The organism is Halopseudomonas pachastrellae (assembly GCF_900114765.1).
Lineage (GTDB): Bacteria > Pseudomonadota > Gammaproteobacteria > Pseudomonadales > Pseudomonadaceae > Halopseudomonas > Halopseudomonas pachastrellae.
The window spans coordinates 136,099-153,272 of sequence record NZ_FOUD01000010.1 but is presented as its reverse complement, the minus strand read 5'-3'; the positions used below and the strand labels follow the sequence as shown (position 1 = coordinate 153,272).

Annotated in this window: 17 protein-coding genes and 3 tRNA genes; 11 read left to right on the top strand and 9 right to left on the bottom strand. The window is 60.7% G+C overall.

The genetic code is table 11. From position 1 onward, the window contains the following. On the bottom strand, nucleotides 1-256 hold a 256-nt coding region (locus tag BM116_RS09820), incomplete at its 3' end, for a transposase (protein ID WP_139222359.1). A gap of 464 nt (nucleotides 257-720) precedes the next feature. Here BM116_RS09820 and BM116_RS09815 point away from each other — a divergent pair. After that, the gene (locus BM116_RS09815) at nucleotides 721-1,599 is read left to right on the top strand and encodes a LysR substrate-binding domain-containing protein (protein ID WP_083724335.1); all 879 of its coding nucleotides are present in this window, start codon (nucleotides 721-723) and stop codon (nucleotides 1,597-1,599) included. Between the two features lie 145 nt (nucleotides 1,600-1,744). After that, a complete protein-coding gene (locus BM116_RS09810; protein ID WP_083724333.1) occupies nucleotides 1,745-2,680 on the top strand; it encodes an EamA family transporter in 936 nt (311 codons plus the stop codon). Here BM116_RS09810 and BM116_RS09805 read toward each other — a convergent pair. Together BM116_RS09805 and BM116_RS09800 are read right to left on the bottom strand one after the other, a co-directional pair. Further along, nucleotides 2,608-2,874 carry a YkgJ family cysteine cluster protein gene (locus tag BM116_RS09805; protein WP_083724331.1) on the bottom strand — a complete coding sequence of 89 codons (267 nt, stop codon included), beginning with the start codon at nucleotides 2,872-2,874 and terminating at the stop codon, nucleotides 2,608-2,610. The two genes, BM116_RS09810 and BM116_RS09805, sit on opposite strands and share 73 nt — an antisense overlap. Continuing rightward, on the bottom strand, nucleotides 2,874-3,746 hold the full coding sequence (locus BM116_RS09800) for an NAD(P)-dependent oxidoreductase (protein ID WP_083724329.1): 873 nt from the start codon (nucleotides 3,744-3,746) through the stop codon (nucleotides 2,874-2,876). Before BM116_RS09800 ends, BM116_RS09805 begins: the two co-directional genes overlap by 1 nt. A gap of 125 nt (nucleotides 3,747-3,871) precedes the next feature. Here BM116_RS09800 and ppnP point away from each other — a divergent pair, with 125 nt between their 5' ends. Continuing rightward, on the top strand, nucleotides 3,872-4,153 hold the full coding sequence (ppnP, locus tag BM116_RS09795) for a pyrimidine/purine nucleoside phosphorylase (RefSeq protein ID WP_083724327.1): 282 nt from the start codon (nucleotides 3,872-3,874) through the stop codon (nucleotides 4,151-4,153). Between the two features lie 34 nt (nucleotides 4,154-4,187). Here the strand turns inward: ppnP and BM116_RS09790 are convergent, their stop codons facing one another. Further along, a complete protein-coding gene (locus tag BM116_RS09790) occupies nucleotides 4,188-4,634 on the bottom strand; it encodes an acyl-CoA thioesterase (RefSeq protein ID WP_083724353.1) in 447 nt (148 codons plus the stop codon). A 144-nt stretch (nucleotides 4,635-4,778) separates the two neighbouring features. On the opposite strand from BM116_RS09790, the gene BM116_RS09785 reads away from it, so the two are divergent. Next, entirely contained in the window at nucleotides 4,779-7,022 is a 2,244-nt protein-coding gene (locus BM116_RS09785) for an Orn/Lys/Arg family decarboxylase (protein WP_083724325.1), read from the top strand. A gap of 64 nt (nucleotides 7,023-7,086) precedes the next feature. On the opposite strand, the gene BM116_RS09780 is transcribed toward BM116_RS09785, so the two are convergent. The 5 genes from BM116_RS09780 to BM116_RS09760 all read right to left on the bottom strand — a co-directional run bounded on the left by BM116_RS09780 (nucleotide 7,087) and on the right by BM116_RS09760 (nucleotide 10,131). Beyond that, a tRNA-Ala gene (locus tag BM116_RS09780) sits at nucleotides 7,087-7,162 on the bottom strand. A gap of 41 nt (nucleotides 7,163-7,203) precedes the next feature. Continuing rightward, nucleotides 7,204-7,279: transfer RNA gene (locus tag BM116_RS09775), tRNA-Glu, on the bottom strand. Between the two features lie 78 nt (nucleotides 7,280-7,357). After that, a tRNA-Ala gene (locus tag BM116_RS09770) sits at nucleotides 7,358-7,433 on the bottom strand. Nucleotides 7,434-7,683: 250 nt separating this feature from the next. Beyond that, the gene (gene gltX, locus BM116_RS09765; protein ID WP_083724323.1) at nucleotides 7,684-9,159 is read right to left on the bottom strand and encodes a glutamate--tRNA ligase; all 1,476 of its coding nucleotides are present in this window, start codon (nucleotides 9,157-9,159) and stop codon (nucleotides 7,684-7,686) included. A 69-nt stretch (nucleotides 9,160-9,228) separates the two neighbouring features. Next, entirely contained in the window at nucleotides 9,229-10,131 is a 903-nt protein-coding gene (locus tag BM116_RS09760; RefSeq protein WP_083724321.1) for a LysR family transcriptional regulator, read from the bottom strand. A 102-nt stretch (nucleotides 10,132-10,233) separates the two neighbouring features. On the opposite strand from BM116_RS09760, the gene BM116_RS09755 reads away from it, so the two are divergent. From BM116_RS09755 to BM116_RS09730, 7 genes are all read left to right on the top strand, one after another. Next, entirely contained in the window at nucleotides 10,234-11,265 is a 1,032-nt protein-coding gene (locus tag BM116_RS09755; protein WP_083724319.1) for an HlyD family secretion protein, read from the top strand. Then, on the top strand, nucleotides 11,258-12,829 hold the full coding sequence (locus BM116_RS09750; protein WP_235846731.1) for a DHA2 family efflux MFS transporter permease subunit: 1,572 nt from the start codon (nucleotides 11,258-11,260) through the stop codon (nucleotides 12,827-12,829). The genes BM116_RS09755 and BM116_RS09750 overlap by 8 nt, the downstream gene beginning before the upstream one ends. Before the next feature lie 117 nt (nucleotides 12,830-12,946). Beyond that, nucleotides 12,947-14,230, top strand: coding sequence for an NAD(P)/FAD-dependent oxidoreductase (locus tag BM116_RS09745; protein WP_083724317.1), 1,284 nt, complete (start codon nucleotides 12,947-12,949; stop codon nucleotides 14,228-14,230). Nucleotides 14,231-14,406: 176 nt separating this feature from the next. Continuing rightward, entirely contained in the window at nucleotides 14,407-14,799 is a 393-nt protein-coding gene (locus BM116_RS09740; protein ID WP_169847222.1) for a PA2779 family protein, read from the top strand. Between the two features lie 4 nt (nucleotides 14,800-14,803). After that, nucleotides 14,804-15,733, top strand: a complete 930-nt coding sequence (locus BM116_RS09735) for a PA2778 family cysteine peptidase (RefSeq protein ID WP_083724313.1) — start codon at nucleotides 14,804-14,806, stop codon at nucleotides 15,731-15,733. Nucleotides 15,734-15,941: 208 nt separating this feature from the next. Further along, nucleotides 15,942-16,124: a hypothetical protein gene (locus tag BM116_RS18675; protein ID WP_139056942.1), complete on the top strand. Its 183-nt coding sequence runs from the start codon at nucleotides 15,942-15,944 to the stop codon at nucleotides 16,122-16,124. Further along, nucleotides 16,115-17,173, top strand: a complete 1,059-nt coding sequence (locus BM116_RS09730) for a type VI secretion system-associated FHA domain protein (RefSeq protein WP_083724311.1) — start codon at nucleotides 16,115-16,117, stop codon at nucleotides 17,171-17,173. The genes BM116_RS18675 and BM116_RS09730 overlap by 10 nt, the downstream gene beginning before the upstream one ends. Nucleotide 17,174: the final 1 nt, after the last annotated feature.

Here is a 17,174-nt window from a genome sequence, read left to right as displayed (position 1 = left end):
TAACCTGAATCTCGCGCATTAACTGTCGTTCGCTGCGCACGCCGAACAGGTAGCCAATAAACAGCATCTTGAACAGAGTGACCGGGTCAATCGCCGGGCGACCGTTGTCAGCACAATACAGGTGCTGGGTGGCAGGACGAATGAACTCGAAATCAATGTGCTGGGCGATCTTGCGCAGCAGATGGTCAGCTGGCACCAGTTCTTCGAGGGTGACCATCTCCAGCGCGTGTTGTTTGGGTGAAGGGGGTTTGAGCATCGGGTTGGCCTGCGATAAACGACAACCCATTAAACAAAAGCCCCCGCCTTTCGGCTAGGGGCTTTGTCAGCAGTCTGAACCCGCCTCGGCGGGTTTTTTATTGGCCTCGCGCCGCCCTTGAGCCAACAGATGTCGGCGCCCTCACCACCTCAGCCACCTAACGTGCTGGTGGACGAAAACGCGCCGACCTCACACGGATTTCCCGCTAGCTACTTGAGGCAGGAAAAGAGCTTGCGCACACCGCGCCTCAGCGCTCGAAACAACCAGAACGGCGGCATCGCAGGCATGTAGAAATCATGCTGTGGCGGCGATACAGGGATCTGCCTTTTGGGCGACCGGGGTTTCTCATTGCAACTCATGGCGCAACCTCCTTTGAAATGGAAGCACCACCTTCTCGCGCAACAATTGTTCAATCCAGCGAATTTAAATAACATGCATATTCAATTTAATTGAACGAAAACATCATGAACACCACTCCGAAAGGCACCGCCCTGCCGCTACTGGAACTGGATTTGCTGCGCAGCTTCATTGCCATTGCCGAGACCGGCAGCTTCTCTGCCGCCGCAACGCAGGTACACCGCACACCGTCTGCCATCAGCATGCAGATCAAGCGGCTGGAAGAACTGCTTGGCTACCGCCTACTGACGCGCGAGCCTCGTCGCGCCAGCGTCACGGCCGAGGGCGAAGCACTGCTGGGCTTTGCCCGGCGCATGCTCAACCTCAACGAGCAGGCGCTGAGCCGGTTTTACCACCCCGAACTGAGCGGTAGCGTCCGCCTCGGCACCTCCGATGACGTGGGCACGCGCATCCTGCCGACGGTACTGAGCAGCTTTGCGCGCAGCTACCCCAGCGTACAAGTGGATGTGGTAATGGCGCGCAGCAAGGATATGAGCGAACAGATACGCCAAGGCGAGCTGGATCTGGCGCTGGTCACTTCTGGCAGCCATGCACCCAGTGGCGAGGTAGTTCATACCGAGCAATTGGTCTGGGCAGAATGCGCAGGCGGACAAGCCGCAACACTGCGCCCCTTACCACTATCGCTGGCCGGCACCGGCTGCGTATGGCGAGAAGCAGCCTTGGCCGCACTTGATCGCGCCGGCGTGGCCTATCGTATTGCCTACGTGAGCGAGCACTGTGCAGGCCAGCAAGCGGCAATGGAGGCCGACCTGGCGGTAGCGCCCTTCCCGCGAAGCCTGGTAAGAAAACCGCTCAAAATCGTCGACAACGCCGCCGGCCTTCCATCGCTGACCAGCTACCAGATCGTGCTTGAGCGCAGCAGTAATGGCAGCCCGTTGGTCGACGCGCTACATAGCTTTGTCATACAGAGCCTTGCGAACCTCTGAGGCCGCAGCGTCCAGACAGGCCGACCAGCAAGTGCCGTGCTGCACTGTACAGGTCATTGGGGACCTCACTGTACCGCAGCAAAACCCGTCAGACGTGATTGTATAGGCAGCTCCACACCACTACCCCAACGGAGCCTGCCACACCATGTCCGCCAGAGATCTTGGATTCGCCTTGCTGGTCATTCTGCTCTGGGGGCTGAATTTTGTGGTGATCAAGGTTGGCCTGGACAGCTTGCCGCCCATGCTGCTGGGCGCCACGCGCTTCACCCTGGCGGCCATTCCGGCCATCTTTTTTATTCGCAGACCGCAGGTGCCGCTGCGCTGGCTGATCGCCTACGGCATGACCATTTCCTTCGGTCAGTTTGCCTTTCTGTTCAGCGCCATGGATAACGGTATGCCCGCCGGCCTTGCATCACTGGTACTGCAGTCGCAGGCGTTTTTCACCTTGCTGCTGGCAGCGCTGCTGCTGTCCGAAAAAGTACGCGCACACAACCTGATTGGACTGCTGGTCGCCGCGACGGGACTACTCTTTATCGGGCTGCATAGCGGTGCCAGCATGACCACCACCGGCCTGCTGCTGACATTGTGCGCCGCACTGATGTGGGCCTGTGGAAACATTATTACCAAACGCGTTGGCCAGGTTGACCTGACTGCGCTTGTGGTCTGGGGGAGCCTGGTCCCGCCACTCCCCTTTCTGGCCATGTCACTGTGGCTGGAGGGGCCGGAGCGGATTGCCGATGCGCTGCTGAACATCAGCGGAGCATCTCTGTTTGCCTTGGCCTACCTGGCATTCGGCGCCACATTGCTCGGCTACAGCCTGTGGAGCCGCCTGCTGTCTCGCTATCCTGCGGGCCAAATCGCACCTTTCTCGATGCTGGTCCCGGTCATCGGACTCAGCTCCGCAGCCGTACTACTGGACGAGGAACTCAGCCAGCTGCAACTGCTCGGCACCATCCTCATCATGAGCGGCCTGGCAATCAACGTATTCGGTGGGCAGCTGCGCCGCCGTCAGCAGGCTGTGCCAACGCCGGTTTCGGACTCCAGCCAGCCGATGATGCGTAACGCATCCGCACGCGACTGACCGCACACTGACTCCTCCGGCAGAAAGCCCGCGCACACGGCGGGCCGCTCCGGCGAACCGAAGATCGCGCAGCGCATATCCGCCAACAACTGCACACAGGGCACGCCTGCCGGCTTGCCGCCCGGCATGCCGGGAATAGGCGAGCTGATGGAGGGCGCCGTGCAACAGGCGCCGCACTGGGCGCGGCATTCCATCAGCTATCGCGCTGCAGGCGCGCAATCAGGCTGGAGGTATCCCAGCGGCCACCGCCCATCGCCTGTACATCGGCGTAGAACTGGTCGACCAGCGCGGTTACCGGCAAGCGAGCACCGTTGCGCCCGGCCTCTTCCAGCACAATCGACAGATCCTTGCGCATCCAGTCAACCGCAAAGCCAAAGTCAAACTCGCCATCGAGCATGCTGCGGTAGCGATTTTCCATTTGCCAGGACTGCGCTGCCCCCTTGCTGATAACCGACACCACCGCATCACCATCAAGGCCTGCCTGCTGGGCAAAATGCATCGCCTCCGACAACCCCTGCAGCAACCCGCCAATGCAGATCTGATTGACCATTTTGGTCAGTTGGCCGCTGCCGACCGGCCCCATGAGTCGCAGCATGCGCGAATAGCTGCTCAGGATTGGCCTGACCAGATCAAACACCGCCTCATCGCCACCCGCCATAATGGTCAGCTGGCCGTTTTCTGCGCCCGCCTGTCCACCGGAGACAGGCGCATCCATAAAGCCGACACCCTGCTCAGCCGCCAAAGCAGACAACTCCCGCGCCACGCCGGCAGAAGCCGTTGTATGGTCAACCAATACCATGCCGTTGTGCGCACCAGCCAAAACACCCTGCTCACCACAAACCACTTCGCGCAGGTCATCATCGTTGCCCACGCACAGCAACACCACATCCTGACCGCGCGCCGCCTCGGCAGGGGTAGCCGCCGACTGCCCGCCGTAGCTCTCAACCCAGCTCGCTGCCTTGGCGGCCGTGCGGTTGTAGACGGTTACCTGATGGCCGGCCCGCTGCAGATGGCCTGCCATGGGATATCCCATCACGCCTAGCCCGATAAATGCGACGTTCGCCATACCGCTTCTCCTCTGACCCTGATCGCCTCGCGCGATCTGCCTCAATAGTGCGTACTGCGAGCAATTGCCCGCCCCAGCGGCGCTCGGCATAATGAGCGCCCTTTTCATGTTCAGGAGTATCGCCCGTGTTCCAGGTAAATCAGTATTTCGACGGTCAGGTTGCTTCCATTGCCTTCAAGCAACCTGAAGGCGCCGCTACCGTAGGCGTCATGGCCGCGGGCGAATACGAGTTCGGCACCAGCCAGCTGGAAATCATGCACGTCATCAACGGTGCACTGATCGTCAAGCTGCCGGACAGCGACGAGTGGAATACCTACAACGCCGGCGACCAGTTCACCGTACCGGCCAACAGCCGCCTCAATTTGAAGGTAGAGCGCGATACCGCCTACCTGTGCGAGTACCGCTGAGTGCTCAGCCCGGCGCGCACTGCGCCGGGCGTTTTCAGAATCCTTCCGGCGCCTCGGTCATGCCTACGCGGTAGCCTTCGATAAAGGCTTCAGGCATACGCTTCGGCCGACCGGTCGACAATTCGATGCAGACAAAGGTCGTGCGCGCCCGCAACAGGGTAGCCCCGTCCGACTTGCGCACCAGCTGAAAATGCCGAGTCATGCGCAGCTTGCGATCCCAACTGAAAATCCAGGTCGCCATTTCCAGCTCATCACCTTCGTAGGCCGACGCCAGATAGTCGATCTCATGGCGCAGCACTGCCATGGCACGGTCCAGCTCACGGTACTCGGCCAGCCCCAGCCCGAGCGACTGCGAGTGCTGCCAGGCGCAGCGCTCAAGCCAGCGCACATACACCGCATTGTTGGCATGCCCTAGTTCATCGATATCGTCCGCACCGACCAGGATCGGCAGAGTGAAAGGCGTTGGCAGATCCCAGCTCACGAAATACATCTCCCCAAAAACAGATTCACCGCAATGTGATGCCCGATGGTACTACAAAGACACGTCAAGAATGCGCAGCAGAGCCATGCAAAGCGGCCGCGCGTGGCGTAGTCTGGGGTACATCATCGCCAAAGAGGCCCTGCCATGTTCAAGCAGCTGAATTTTCCGATCCTGCTCATTCACCCGGCCATCGGCCAGAACAACGTTGCCGGGCGCCAACTTGAAGCGCTGTTCCAAGCGCTGGATGACGACGGGTTTGAAGTACTGGGCGCAGAACATCTGGAAGAAGGCCGCCTCATCGCAGAAGCCCATCGCGGACTCTCCTGCATTCTCTTTACGCCGGAGGCGGTGCCCGACCTGCAGGAGGTTGAAGCGCTGTTCAGCGCGGCCCACAGCCGCTCTCCGGAGCTGCCCATCATGGCGCTGAGCACCCGGCAAAGCATTGACCCTGAGTTGCTTTCGGCACTGCGCGAACTACACCAGATTCGCGGCATCATTTACCTGTTCGAGGACACCCTGCCGTTTATAGCCGGCCAGATAGCACGCACTGCACGCAGCTACCTGGCCCAGCTGCTGCCGCCATTTTTCAAGGCGCTGCTCGATTACACCGGACGCGCCAGCTACTCCTGGCACTCTCCGGGCCACGGCGGCGGCGTCGCCTTTCGCAAGAGCCCTGTGGGCCGCGCCTTCCACGACTTCTTTGGCGAGAACACCCTGCGCTCCGATCTCTCGGTATCGGTACCGGGGCTAGGCTCGCTGCTCGATCACACGGGCCCGGTAGCCGAGGCAGAGCACAACACCGCCCGGGTATTTGGCGCCGATCACAGCTTCTACGTGGTCAACGGCACCTCGACGGCAAACAAGGTGATCTGGCACGCCTACGTCACCCGTGATGACCTGGTGCTGGTCGATCGCAACTGCCACAAGTCGATCCTGCACGCGATCATCATGACCGGCGCCATCCCCATTTACCTGACAGGCTCACGCAACGACTACGGCATCATCGGCCCGATTGCTCACGAGCGCTTCAGCGGCGCGCAACTGGCCGAACAGATCGCCAACCACCCTTTGCTCGAAGGCCGAGATGCGCCCCGCATCCGTCTGGCCGTGCTGACCAACTCGACTTACGACGGTCTTTGCTACAACACCGACATGATCGTCGAGCAACTGCAGGATCGGGTCGAGGTGCTGCACTTTGACGAAGCCTGGTTTGGCTACGCGGCTTTTCACCCGTTCTACCACGGGCGGCATGGCATGAGCCGCAGCCGTCCGCGCGCCAGCGGTCACCCGCTGCTGTTCGCGACCCAGTCCCCGCACAAGGTACTGGCCGCACTATCCCAAGCCTCGATCATCCTGGCCCGCGACAGCGCCGATCAGCAGCTCGACCATGAGCGCTTCAACGAGGCGTACATGATGCATACCTCTACTTCCCCGCACTACGGCATGATCGCTTCCATTGACGTAGCCACCGGTATGATGGCCGGCCCGGCCGGTGAGTCTCTGGTACAGGAAACGCTGGACGAGGCCCTCTCGTTCCGCCGAGCCATGCAGCAGAGCGCCGAGCAACTCGATGATGATCAGTGGTGGTTTGATGTCTGGGAGCCGGAGGAAGCCCTCGACAGCGACAACCTGCAAAGCGGAGACTGGACCCTTGAGCATCGCGCCGACTGGCACGGCTTTGGCCCCATGGCCGACAACTACGCCCTGCTGGACCCGATCAAGGTCAGCCTGCTGACGCCGGGCGTTGAGGAGAAAGGCCGCCTGGCAAAAAGCGGCATCCCCGCCGCCCTGGTCACACGCTTTCTGGCCAACCGCGGACTGGTTGTAGAAAAAACCGGCCTGTATTCCTTTCTGATCCTTTTCTCGCTGGGCATCACCAAGGGCAAATGGAGCACCCTCCTGTCGGAGCTGCGCGAGTTCAAGCGACTCTACGACCTGAACGCACCACTGGAGAGCACCCTGCCCGATATCGCCGGGCAAGCGCCGTATGCCGGCCTTGGTTTATGCGATTTGGGCGAGCAGCTGCACCGCTGCTACAAGCAGCACTCGCTGGTGCGCCTGCAGCGCGACATGTACACCGAACTGCCCCAGATGCACCTGCGCCCCGCCGACGCCTATCAGCAGATGGTGCGCGGGCACGTCGAGTCGGTGCCGGTGGACGCACTGAGCGGACGCATGAGTGCGGTCATGCTGGTGCCCTACCCGCCCGGCATACCGGTTATCATGCCCGGAGAGCGCTTTCCTGACGACAATGTGATTGCCGCCTACCTGGACGCCGCTATCGACCTGGAAACGCGCTTTCCGGGCTTTGGCAACGACATACACGGCCTGCGCAACGACCTTATCGACGGTGAGCGCCGCTGGCGGGTCGACTGTTTGGTGGAATAGCCGAACCAGCCCCGCCAAATCGCGGGCAAAAAAAAGCCGACATCAGAGATGTCGGCTTTTGAAATGGTGGAGCTAAGCGGGATCGAACCGCTGACCTCCTGCATGCCATGCAGGCGCTCTCCCAGCTGAGCTATAGCCCCAGGTCTTGCGACCCTGACACACTTGCGTGCATCGGTAAAAATGGCGTCCCCTAGGGGACTCGAACCCCTGTTACCGCCGTGAAAGGGCGGTGTCCTAGGCCACTAGACGAAGGGGACGCAATCCCTTCTCTGAACAGGCTGGAATCTGTTCAGCAGTGTAGAAAACAGGTCAACGCGACCGTCGACCAAAAAACTTGGTGGAGCTAAGCGGGATCGAACCGCTGACCTCCTGCATGCCATGCAGGCGCTCTCCCAGCTGAGCTATAGCCCCGTCTCAACGACGGTGCGCATATTAAGATTGACGCTCTGACCTGTCAACAGAAATTTACGCAAAACAGCAACTTATCTAAAACACAGCCACAAGCTTCAAGCTGTAAGCCGCAAGCTGATGGGTAAAGCAGCCACAAGCGGCAAGCGATAAGCCGCAAGCTGATTGGGGTGGCGGCGAATCGCGGCGCAAGGGTCGAACCCCGCGCCGCTTCTGCTTCTAGCTTGCCGCTTGAGGCTTGAGGCTTGAGGCTTCAGATGCTCTCCAGTTCCTTCTGCCACGCCTTGTTCTCTTTCTTCGAGGTGCCGCCCAGCAGTTCGACGGTTTGGCGCAGGCGGTAGCGGGTGAGGTCTGGGCCCAGGTGTGCCATGGCGTCCAGCACCGATACAGAGCTGGCTTGACCGGTGATAGCCGGGAACAGCAGCGGCATCAGGTCGCGCAGTTTCAGCTCCATGTAGGCAGCCACGGCTTGAATCACGGCGGTGATGTTGTCCTTGTCCCAATCGCGCAGCGCTTCCAGCTTCCACAGCAGCAACTGCAGGGCCTTACGCACGCCGTCAGCGTCCAGCTTCTTGTGGGCGAACAGCTCCGGTGCCGGGTCGACCTTACCGGCCATGAAAAAGCCCAGCAGCTTCGGCAGGTCGCTGAAGGTTTCCACCCGGGTCTGCGCGAGCGAGATCATCGGCTTGAGGTAGGCCGGATTCAGCGCCCACTGCTGCACGGCGGCAGCGAACTGGTCTTCTGACAGCTCGCGAATCCACTGCCCGTTCAGCCACGACAGTTTTTCGATATCGAAGATCGGCCCACCCAGCGAAACGCGCTGAATGTCGAAGTGCTCGACCATTTCGGCCAGGGTGAACTTTTCGCGCTCATCCGGCATGGACCAGCCCATACGGCCGAGATAGTTCAGTAGCGCCTCGGGCAAATAGCCCATGCGCTCGTAGAAGGTGATGCTGGTCGGGTTCTTGCGCTTGGACAGCTTGCTCTTGTCCGGGTTGCGCAGCAGCGGCATGTGGCACAGCGCGGGCATGTCCCAGCCGAAGTATTGATACAGCAGAATATGCTTGGGCGCGGAGTTGATCCACTCTTCGCCACGCAGTACGTGGGTAATCCCCATCAGATGGTCATCTACCACGTTGGCCAGGTGATAGGTCGGCAAACCATCAGCCTTCATCAGCACCTGCATGTCGACCTGCTCCCAAGGGATGTCGATCTCGCCACGCAGCATGTCCTGCACCTTGCAGATGCCTTCACTCGGCACCTTCATACGCACAACATGCGGCTCACCTACTGCAACGCGCGCACTCACCTCGTCGGCGCTCAAATGCAGACAATGGCCGTCATAGCCGGGGGTTTGCTTGTTGGCCATCTGTTCGGCGCGCAGCGCATCCAGGCGCTCGCTGGAGCAGAAGCAACGGAAGGCGTGGCCTTTTTCGATCAGCGCTTCGCTGTGCTCATGATAGATCGCGCTACGCTCACTTTGACGGTACGGGCCGTGCGGGCCGCCAACGTCCGGACCTTCATCCCATTCCAGCCCGAGCCAGCGCAGCGAGTCGAGAATCTGCTTTTCCGACGCAGCGCTGGAGCGTACCTGGTCGGTATCTTCGATACGCAGAATGAACTGGCCGCCGTGCTGGCGGGCAAAGCACTGGTTGAACAGCGCAATGTAGGCGGTGCCAACGTGCGGGTCACCGGTTGGGGAAGGCGCAATGCGGGTACGAACAGTCATGGACTCTCTCGATCTGGCGTCCCGACAACGCGGGACTGACTACAGGATAACGGCGGATTTTATCAGGGCTTACGCCTCGACCTCTATATGACTCGACGAGCGCAGATGCAGTTGCTCGATAACAAAGTCGATAAAGGCTTTGACCTTCATGGCCTGAAAACGGCGTGACGGGTACAGCGCGTACAGCTCGCTGGACGGCAGCTCGGTGCCTTCCAGCACCCGCACCAGGGTACCGGCTTCAACACAGGGCTCGGCGATAAACGCCGGCACGTTGATGATACCAACGCCCGCCAGCGCGGCTTCTCGTGCAAAGGTAATGTTATTGACCACCAGCACCGGATTGATCGGCACGCTGGCGGCGGGCTGGTCAAAACGCCATTTGCGTGCGCCGTCGACCAGCGCATGAATGCAGCGATGGCCAGTCAATTCGTCGGGCGCCTGCGGCATACCATAGCGCTGGATATAGTCGGGGCTAGCATAAAGCTGACGCGGACTGGTCATCAGCCGTCGCGCCACCAGGCTGGAGTCCTGCGGGCGACCGAGATGGATGACGACGTCAACCCCCTCCTCGACCGGGTCCACCGTGCGCGTGGTCAGCTCAACTTCCACCTGAATGGCTGGGTAGCTGCGCATGAATTCGCCCACCACTCCACCCAAAAACAGCTGGCCAAATTCGATTGGCGAACTGACCCGCAGCAACCCCGTGGGCTCGCGCTGCAACTGCATGATGGCCTGCTCGGCCTCGGAAAACTCCTGCATGATCTGCCGGCAGCGTTCGTAGTAAGCCTGCCCCACCTCGGTCAGACGCAACTTGCGCGTGGTGCGATTGAGCAGACGCACACCAAGGCGCTCCTCAAGCTGGGCAATACGTCGACTGACTGTGGACTTTTGCATGCCCAAGGTGGCGGCGGCACTGGTAAAGCTGTGGCATTCAACGACTCGCGTAAAAATCAGCGCATCATCCAAACCCATAGATACTGTTCCCTGACTGCAACAAAGTTTCCAGATTCTAGCGCCTCCGGCGCTGTAGGGAACAGTGATAGAGTGCAGCCAGAACAATAAATGAGAAATGGTATGTCTGCCCGAGTTAGAGCCCGTCTGTTCGTCTTTCTACTGATCTGCGCCACCGTTGGGGCTGCCGCCTTCGCGCACTGGTGGCTGGTCGGTCGTTACTTTGAAGAAACCGATAACGCTTACGTTCAGGGCGATATTACCTATGTCTCCAGCCGGCTATCGGCGCAGGTTACCGAAGTCCTTGTCGAAGATAACCAGGCCGTCGTCGCCGGTGATCTCCTGGTGCGCCTCGATGCACGCGACTTCGAGATCACCCTGGCTGAAGCCAACGCCAACCTCGCTACCCGCCGCGCCGAGCATCAACAGGCGCAATCACGCCTGGTCCAGCAGGACAGTCTCATCGCCGCCGCCGCCGCGAATGTTGACGCCAGTACGGCTGAGCAACGCCGCATCGAACTCGACATCAGACGCATCACCCCACTGCGCCAGTCCGGCTACGCCTCTGAAGAACAGCTAAGCAATTACCGTGCACAACTGGAAGTGGCCCGCGCGCAAGTCAACAAGGCGCAGGCTGATCGCCAGACGCAGCAGCTGGCCAAAGAGACGCTGGCTGCCGATATCGCCCGCCTGGACGCGCAGATTCAGGTAGCCGAAGCGGCGGTACAGCAAGCAAAACTGGATCTGGAGCGTACCGAGATCCGCGCCCCGGTAGCCGGGCGTATCGGCCAGCGCAACGTGCGTATCGGTCAGAACGTATCCTCCGGCAGCAACCTGCTGGCAGTAGTGCCCGACACCGAGCTGTGGATCAAGGCCAACTTCAAGGAAACCCAGATCAGCCGCATGCACGAAGGGCTGAAAGCCGAACTGGTGTTCGATACCTTTCCCGATCAGCCGGTGACCGGCACGCTGCAGAGCCTGTTCCCGGCCTCGGGCGCGCAGTTCAGCCTGCTGCCGCCGGACAATGCGACCGGCAACTTTACCAAGGTCGTGCAGCGTATTCCGGTCAAGCTGGTGATTGATGAGGACAATCCGCTGGCAGGCCTGATTCGCCCGGGCATGTCGGTTATGGTCAAGGTCGATCTGCGTGACTGAAGCTGGCTCGGCCCACGATATCCCGCCACCGCGCAGACGTGACTGGATCGCCCTGCTTAGTGCCATCCTGGGCGCCTTCATGGCGATTCTGGATATCCAGATCATCAACTCGTCGCTCAAGGATATTCAGGGCGCGCTGTCGGCTACCGTCGAAGAAGGTTCCTGGATATCCACCTCGTACCTGGTTGCGGAAATCATCATCATTCCGCTGGCCGCCTGGCTGACCATGATCCTGTCGCCGCGCCGGTTTGCCGTGACCATCTCGACGATCTTCGTCATCGCCTCCCTGCTCTGCTCCATGGCCTGGAATCTGGAGAGCATGATCGTCTTCCGCGCCCTGCAGGGGCTGGCCGGCGGCGCACTCATACCCTTTGCCTTTACCCTGATTCTGACCAAGCTGCCGCCAGACCAGCGCCCCAAGGGCATGGCAATGTTTGCCATTACCGCGACATTCGCGCCGTCGATCGGCCCTACCATCGGTGGCTGGCTGACCGAGAACTTCGGCTGGGAATACATTTTCTACATCAACATCGTGCCGGGCATCCTCATGGCCACCGGCTTGATGTACGGCCTGGACAAGGCCAAACCCCGCTGGGAGCTGCTGCGCCAAGGCGACTATTTCGGCATCGTGACCATGGCTATCGGCCTAGGCTGTCTGCAGGTGTTTCTCGAAGAGGGTCACCGCGAGGACTGGTTTGAGTCCAACCTGATGGTCGCCCTGGCGGTTATCAGCTTTATCAGCCTGGTGAGCTTCGTCATCATTCAGCTGAACCGAGAAGACCCGCTGGTCAACCTGCGCCTGCTCAAAGACCGAAACTTCCTGCTCGGTAGCCTGGCGAACATCGGCCTCGGGGTCGGACTGTACGGAACCGTCTTCGTGCTGCCGGTCTACCTGGCCCAGATTCAGGATTACAACGCCTTACAAATCGGCCAAGTCATCATGTGGATGGGGCTGCCGCAGTTGCTGCTGATTCCCCTGGTTCCCATCCTGATGCGTTTTATCGACGCCCGCCTGCTTTGCTCCTGCGGCTTCTTTCTGTTCGCCTTCGCCAGCTTTTACAGCGGTAGCCTGAGTCTGGACTTTGCGGGAGACCAGTTCATCGCGATCCAGATATTCCGTGCCTTCGGCCAGCCCATGGTGCTGGTGCCCATGTCGATCATTGCTACCGCGATGATTGCGCCATCCCAGGCTGGCTCTGCTTCCAGCCTCTACAACATCCTGCGCAACCTCGGTGGTGCTATCGGGATCGCCGCGCTAGCCACCATTCTGGATAGCCGTGCCAAGTACTACTTCGACTTTCTGCGTGAGCACATCACACCGGGCAATCCTGCCTTCGAGGAGCGCATGCAGCTGCTCACCAGCCAGCTCGGCAACGAGCAGAGCGCGCTGCAACTGCTCAGCAACCAGGTCCATCAGCAAGCTGCGATCATGGCGTACAACGATGCCTTTCACCTGATTGCCATCATGCTCGGCTGCTCGATGGTGTTTGTGCTCTTGTGCCGCCCCCTACCCAAGGCGCCGCCGCAAACCTCACAAGGCGAGCCCGAACCAGCCCACCCCTGAGCATTGACGCCCGCCCAACTGTGTCTTTTTTTGAGCACCCTATAGCCATGGAGCCCGCCCGCGAGTAGCATCGGCGAATATTGTCAAATATTTTAAACATTCCACGCAGGTGCAATCATGCTAGAAACCCAGCACACCACCTCCTATTACGCCGCCTCGGCCAACCCCTCCCCCGCACGCCCGGCGCTGCAAGGCAGCAGCGAAACCGATGTCTGCGTGATTGGCGCCGGCTTCACCGGTATCTCGGCTGCGTTACATCTGGCCGAGCAGGGGTTCAGGGTTACAGTGCTCGAGGCTGTGCAAGTTGGGTTTGGTGCTTCCGGGCGCAATGGCGGGCAGATCGTCAACAGCTACAGCCGTGATATCGATGTCATCGAGCGTACCCTGGGAGCAGACCAGGCCCGGCTGCTGGGCGATATGGCCTTCGAGGGTGGACGCATCATTCGCGAGCGCGTCGCCCGCTATGGCATTGATTGCGACCTGAAAGATGGTGGCGTATTCGCCGCCCTCAACGGCAATCACATGAAGCATCTGGAAGCGCAGAAGAAACTCTGGGAGCGCTATGGCAACACCCAGCTGGAGCTGCTGGACGATCGACGCATACGTGAGGTGGTCAATACTGACATCTACACCGGGGGCATGCTGGACATGAGCGGTGGACACATCCATCCACTGAACCTGGTACTTGGCGAAGCGGCGGCCTTCGAGTCACTCGGCGGCATCATCCACGAGCACTCCCCCGTCACCAGGATCGATCAGGGCAGCATTCCGGTCGTGCACACGGCCGAAGGTCAGGTCAAAGCACGCTATGTGATCGTGGCGGGCAACGCCTACCTCGGCAACCTGCTGCCGCAGTTGGCAGCCAAGTCCATGCCCTGCGGTACCCAGGTCATCACCACCGAGCCACTGTCCGAGGAGCTGGCCAGCTCGCTATTGCCGCAGGACTATTGCGTTGAGGATTGCGCCTACCTGCTCGATTACTACCGCCTGTCCGGTGACCGGCGCATGATTTTTGGCGGCGGCGTGGTCTACGGCGCACGCGATCCGAGCAATATCGAGGCGCTCATCAGACCTAATCTGATCAAGACCTTCCCGCAGCTCAAGGACGTCAAGATCGACTATGCCTGGACCGGCAATTTCCTGCTGACCCTGTCGCGCCTGCCCCAAGTCGGCCGTATCGGCGACAACATCTACTATTCCCAGGGCTGCAGCGGCCACGGCGTCACCTTCACCCACGTCGCCGGACGCGTGCTTGCCGAGGTGTTACGCGGTCAAGCCGAGCGTTTTGACGCCTTTGCTGCGCTGCCTCACTACCCCTTCCCTGGCGGGCGCCTGTTGCGTGTGCCATTTACTGCCATGGGGGCGTGGTACTACCAGATGCGCGACAAGCTGGGCCTGTGATCAGGTAGTCGCAAGAGGTGAAATAGATCACACAGGCGCTGGCACTTTGGAACCTCTGGACGTTGCGTGGGTCGTTTACATTGAGCGCAGCCTGCGCACCGGACGGCCACCCTTAGGTGGTTGAAAGCTTCCAAGCAGGGAAGCCACAACTAATGAGGAAATAACCCATGACTTTCATGCGATCCACCAAGCGTTACCTGTCCATCCTGCTGACCGCCCTGTTCATGCTGACCTCCATGGCCAGCCTGCAGGCCCAGGCCGCCATGGTCGGCACCGGTGAAGCCGTTGCCCAGCAGCAATTGAGCGTCGACCGCGCCGAACTCAAGGCCATGCTGGACGATCAGGAAGTACAGGCCAAACTGGCTAGCCTAGGCGTATCCCAGGACCAGGTTGAACAGCGTATCGACAGCCTGACCGCTGACGAGCTGGCCGACTTCAACAGCCAACTGGATGACGCTCCTGCTGCCGCCGGTGTCGTCGGTATCATCGTGCTGTTCCTGGTCATCTTCATCATCACCGACATGCTGTGTGCCACCAACGTCTACAGCTTCGTCAACTGCGTGAACTAAGACCATGTACAAGGCCTTTCGCCTTGGCCTGCTCCTCGGGCTGACAGCCATGCTGTCAGCCTGTGCCGGCCTCGCCCCCCGCACCGCCACTGAACTCCCCACCGACCTGCCTCCCAATCGCCTGCTGACCGACTTGCCGTTCCACGCGCAGGACGCCTACCAGTGCGGCCCCGCAGCGCTATCCATGATGCTCGGCCAGCGCGGTATCGAAATCGCTCCAGCGCAACTCACCGGCCGCGTGTACCTGCCCGAGCGCAAGGGTAGCCTGCAGGTTGAAATGGTCGCCGCCGCGCGTGAACAGGGCCTTCTGGTCTACCCCCTGACCGGCGAGCTGGACGCCATCCTGCGCGAGCTGGACGATGGCAACGCGGTGCTGGTTATGCAGAACCTGGCCTTTGACTGGTATCCCCAATGGCACTACGCCGTTGCCGTTGGCTATGACCTGAACACCCGTGAGCTGATCCTGCACTCCGGGCTGAACGCGCGCCAGCGCGAACCCTTCTCCGTATTCATGCGCACCTGGGACCGAGCCGAGCGCTGGGCCCGTGTTGCCGTACCGCCCGGCCGCATTCCGGCTACGGCCGAGCCACTGCCTTACCTGGCCGCAGCAGCCGACCTGGAACAGGTGGGCCAGACCGTCAGTGCAGGCAAGGCCTATCAAGCCGCCGCCGAGCGCTGGCCGGACCAGCCTGCCGCCCTGCTCGGGATGGGCAACATCGCCTGGAACGGCGGGCAGCAAGCTGAAGCCATTGAACACTTCAGCGAACTGGTCCGCCGCTTCCCGAGCTATCCGGCCGGCTGGAACAACCTGGCCACCGGCATGAAGGAAATGGGCTGCGACGCAGCCGCAGAGCAGGTACGCAGCTGCGCAGCCGCCAATCTGGAAGACAACCAGCAAGCGGCTCCTGACTGCATGATTCCTGTCTGTCGCTGATTCGCCATCACCGCAGCCAACCCCAAGTGCGCCAGTTTTCGCACGCATTGCGCAATAATCTGCGCAATGCGCCGCGATCACCGTCACAACACGGCAAAGCATCGTTAAAAGACTGACGCAACTCTTTGATTTAAAAGAACTAAGAATCCAGGCATAGCCCTTGCTGCAGCTCAACCAATAACCCAGGACGGGTTCTGTTGAGCACCTGATGGATTCTGTAATGCGTCTACCCTTCTTTGCCCCCACGCCGGTCAAATACGCCCTGCTGCTGGCTGCCGCCTTTGCCTTGAGCGCATGCAGCAGTAATTTGCGCTTCGATGATGATGAGTATCAGCCCCTGAACACCCCTGGTGCCTCTCCGCTGGCCGAGGAGAAGCGCGCATGGAGCTGATGCTGGAAGTAATCTACCCACCGCCTTCAACACAGGAGCCCGCGCTTACTCGGCTGTTCCGTCAGGCCGGCGGCGTCATTGGACGCGCCGCCGACTGCGACTGGGTGCTGCCTGATCGCCAGCGCATCATCTCCGGCCGTCATGCCCAGGTCAGCTACAGCGACGAGGCTTTCTATCTCACCGACACCAGCAGCAACGGTATCCACATCAAAAGCGATGGCCGTCGCCTGACCAAAGGCGAGCCTGAACGCATAGAACACGGGCAGATTTACTGTCTGGGTGACATGCAGGTACGCGCACGGCTGCAACAGGTTACCCAAAGCGGTGCCCATCAGCTGATCCCCGATGATGCCTTTCTCACGCTGGATGAAAACGACCCTGACAATGACGACCCCCTGGCCGAGTGGCTGCAGGCACCCGCACTTGAACCCTTACCCGTGACCAGTGCAGAGCACCACCCGGTGGAAGCAGAGCATGTCCGCCTGCCCCGCACCCAGTTACCGGTAACGCCACAGCCTGCTGCCGACGCAGAGCTGGCCGAGCAGCTGTGCCAGCAGCTTGGCCTGCAGCCTGCCTCACCGGCCCAGGCCACCGAACTTAGCCGCCGCGCTATTGGCCTGTTGCGCAGCGCCGTCGCCGAACTGCAGCACAGCCTGCATGCACAGCAACACAGCGCCGCTCAGTTACAGGCAAGCGCCACGCGTCACCCACTCAGCGACAGTACCGATGCCGTCACGGCGATGCAGCAGTTGCTTGGCGCCGCCGATGGCGAAGAGCTGCTGCGCAGTGCCTGGCGTCAGCTCAGATCCCATCAACTGGCGATCCAGCAGGCAGGTAACCGGCTGTGCGACCAATTGCCGGTGATCCTGGCACCCGCCCAACTGATCGGCTCAGCCAGGCTGCGTACCGACGGCGCTCGCTGGCGAGCCCTGCAGCAGCAGTACCAGCAAGCAGGGCCGCTGCAACAGCGTTGCCAGCACGCCTTCAAAGAGGCGTACCAGGAGCAGCACCAGTTGCTCAACAGCCTCCACCACAACCCTTTCGGATAAG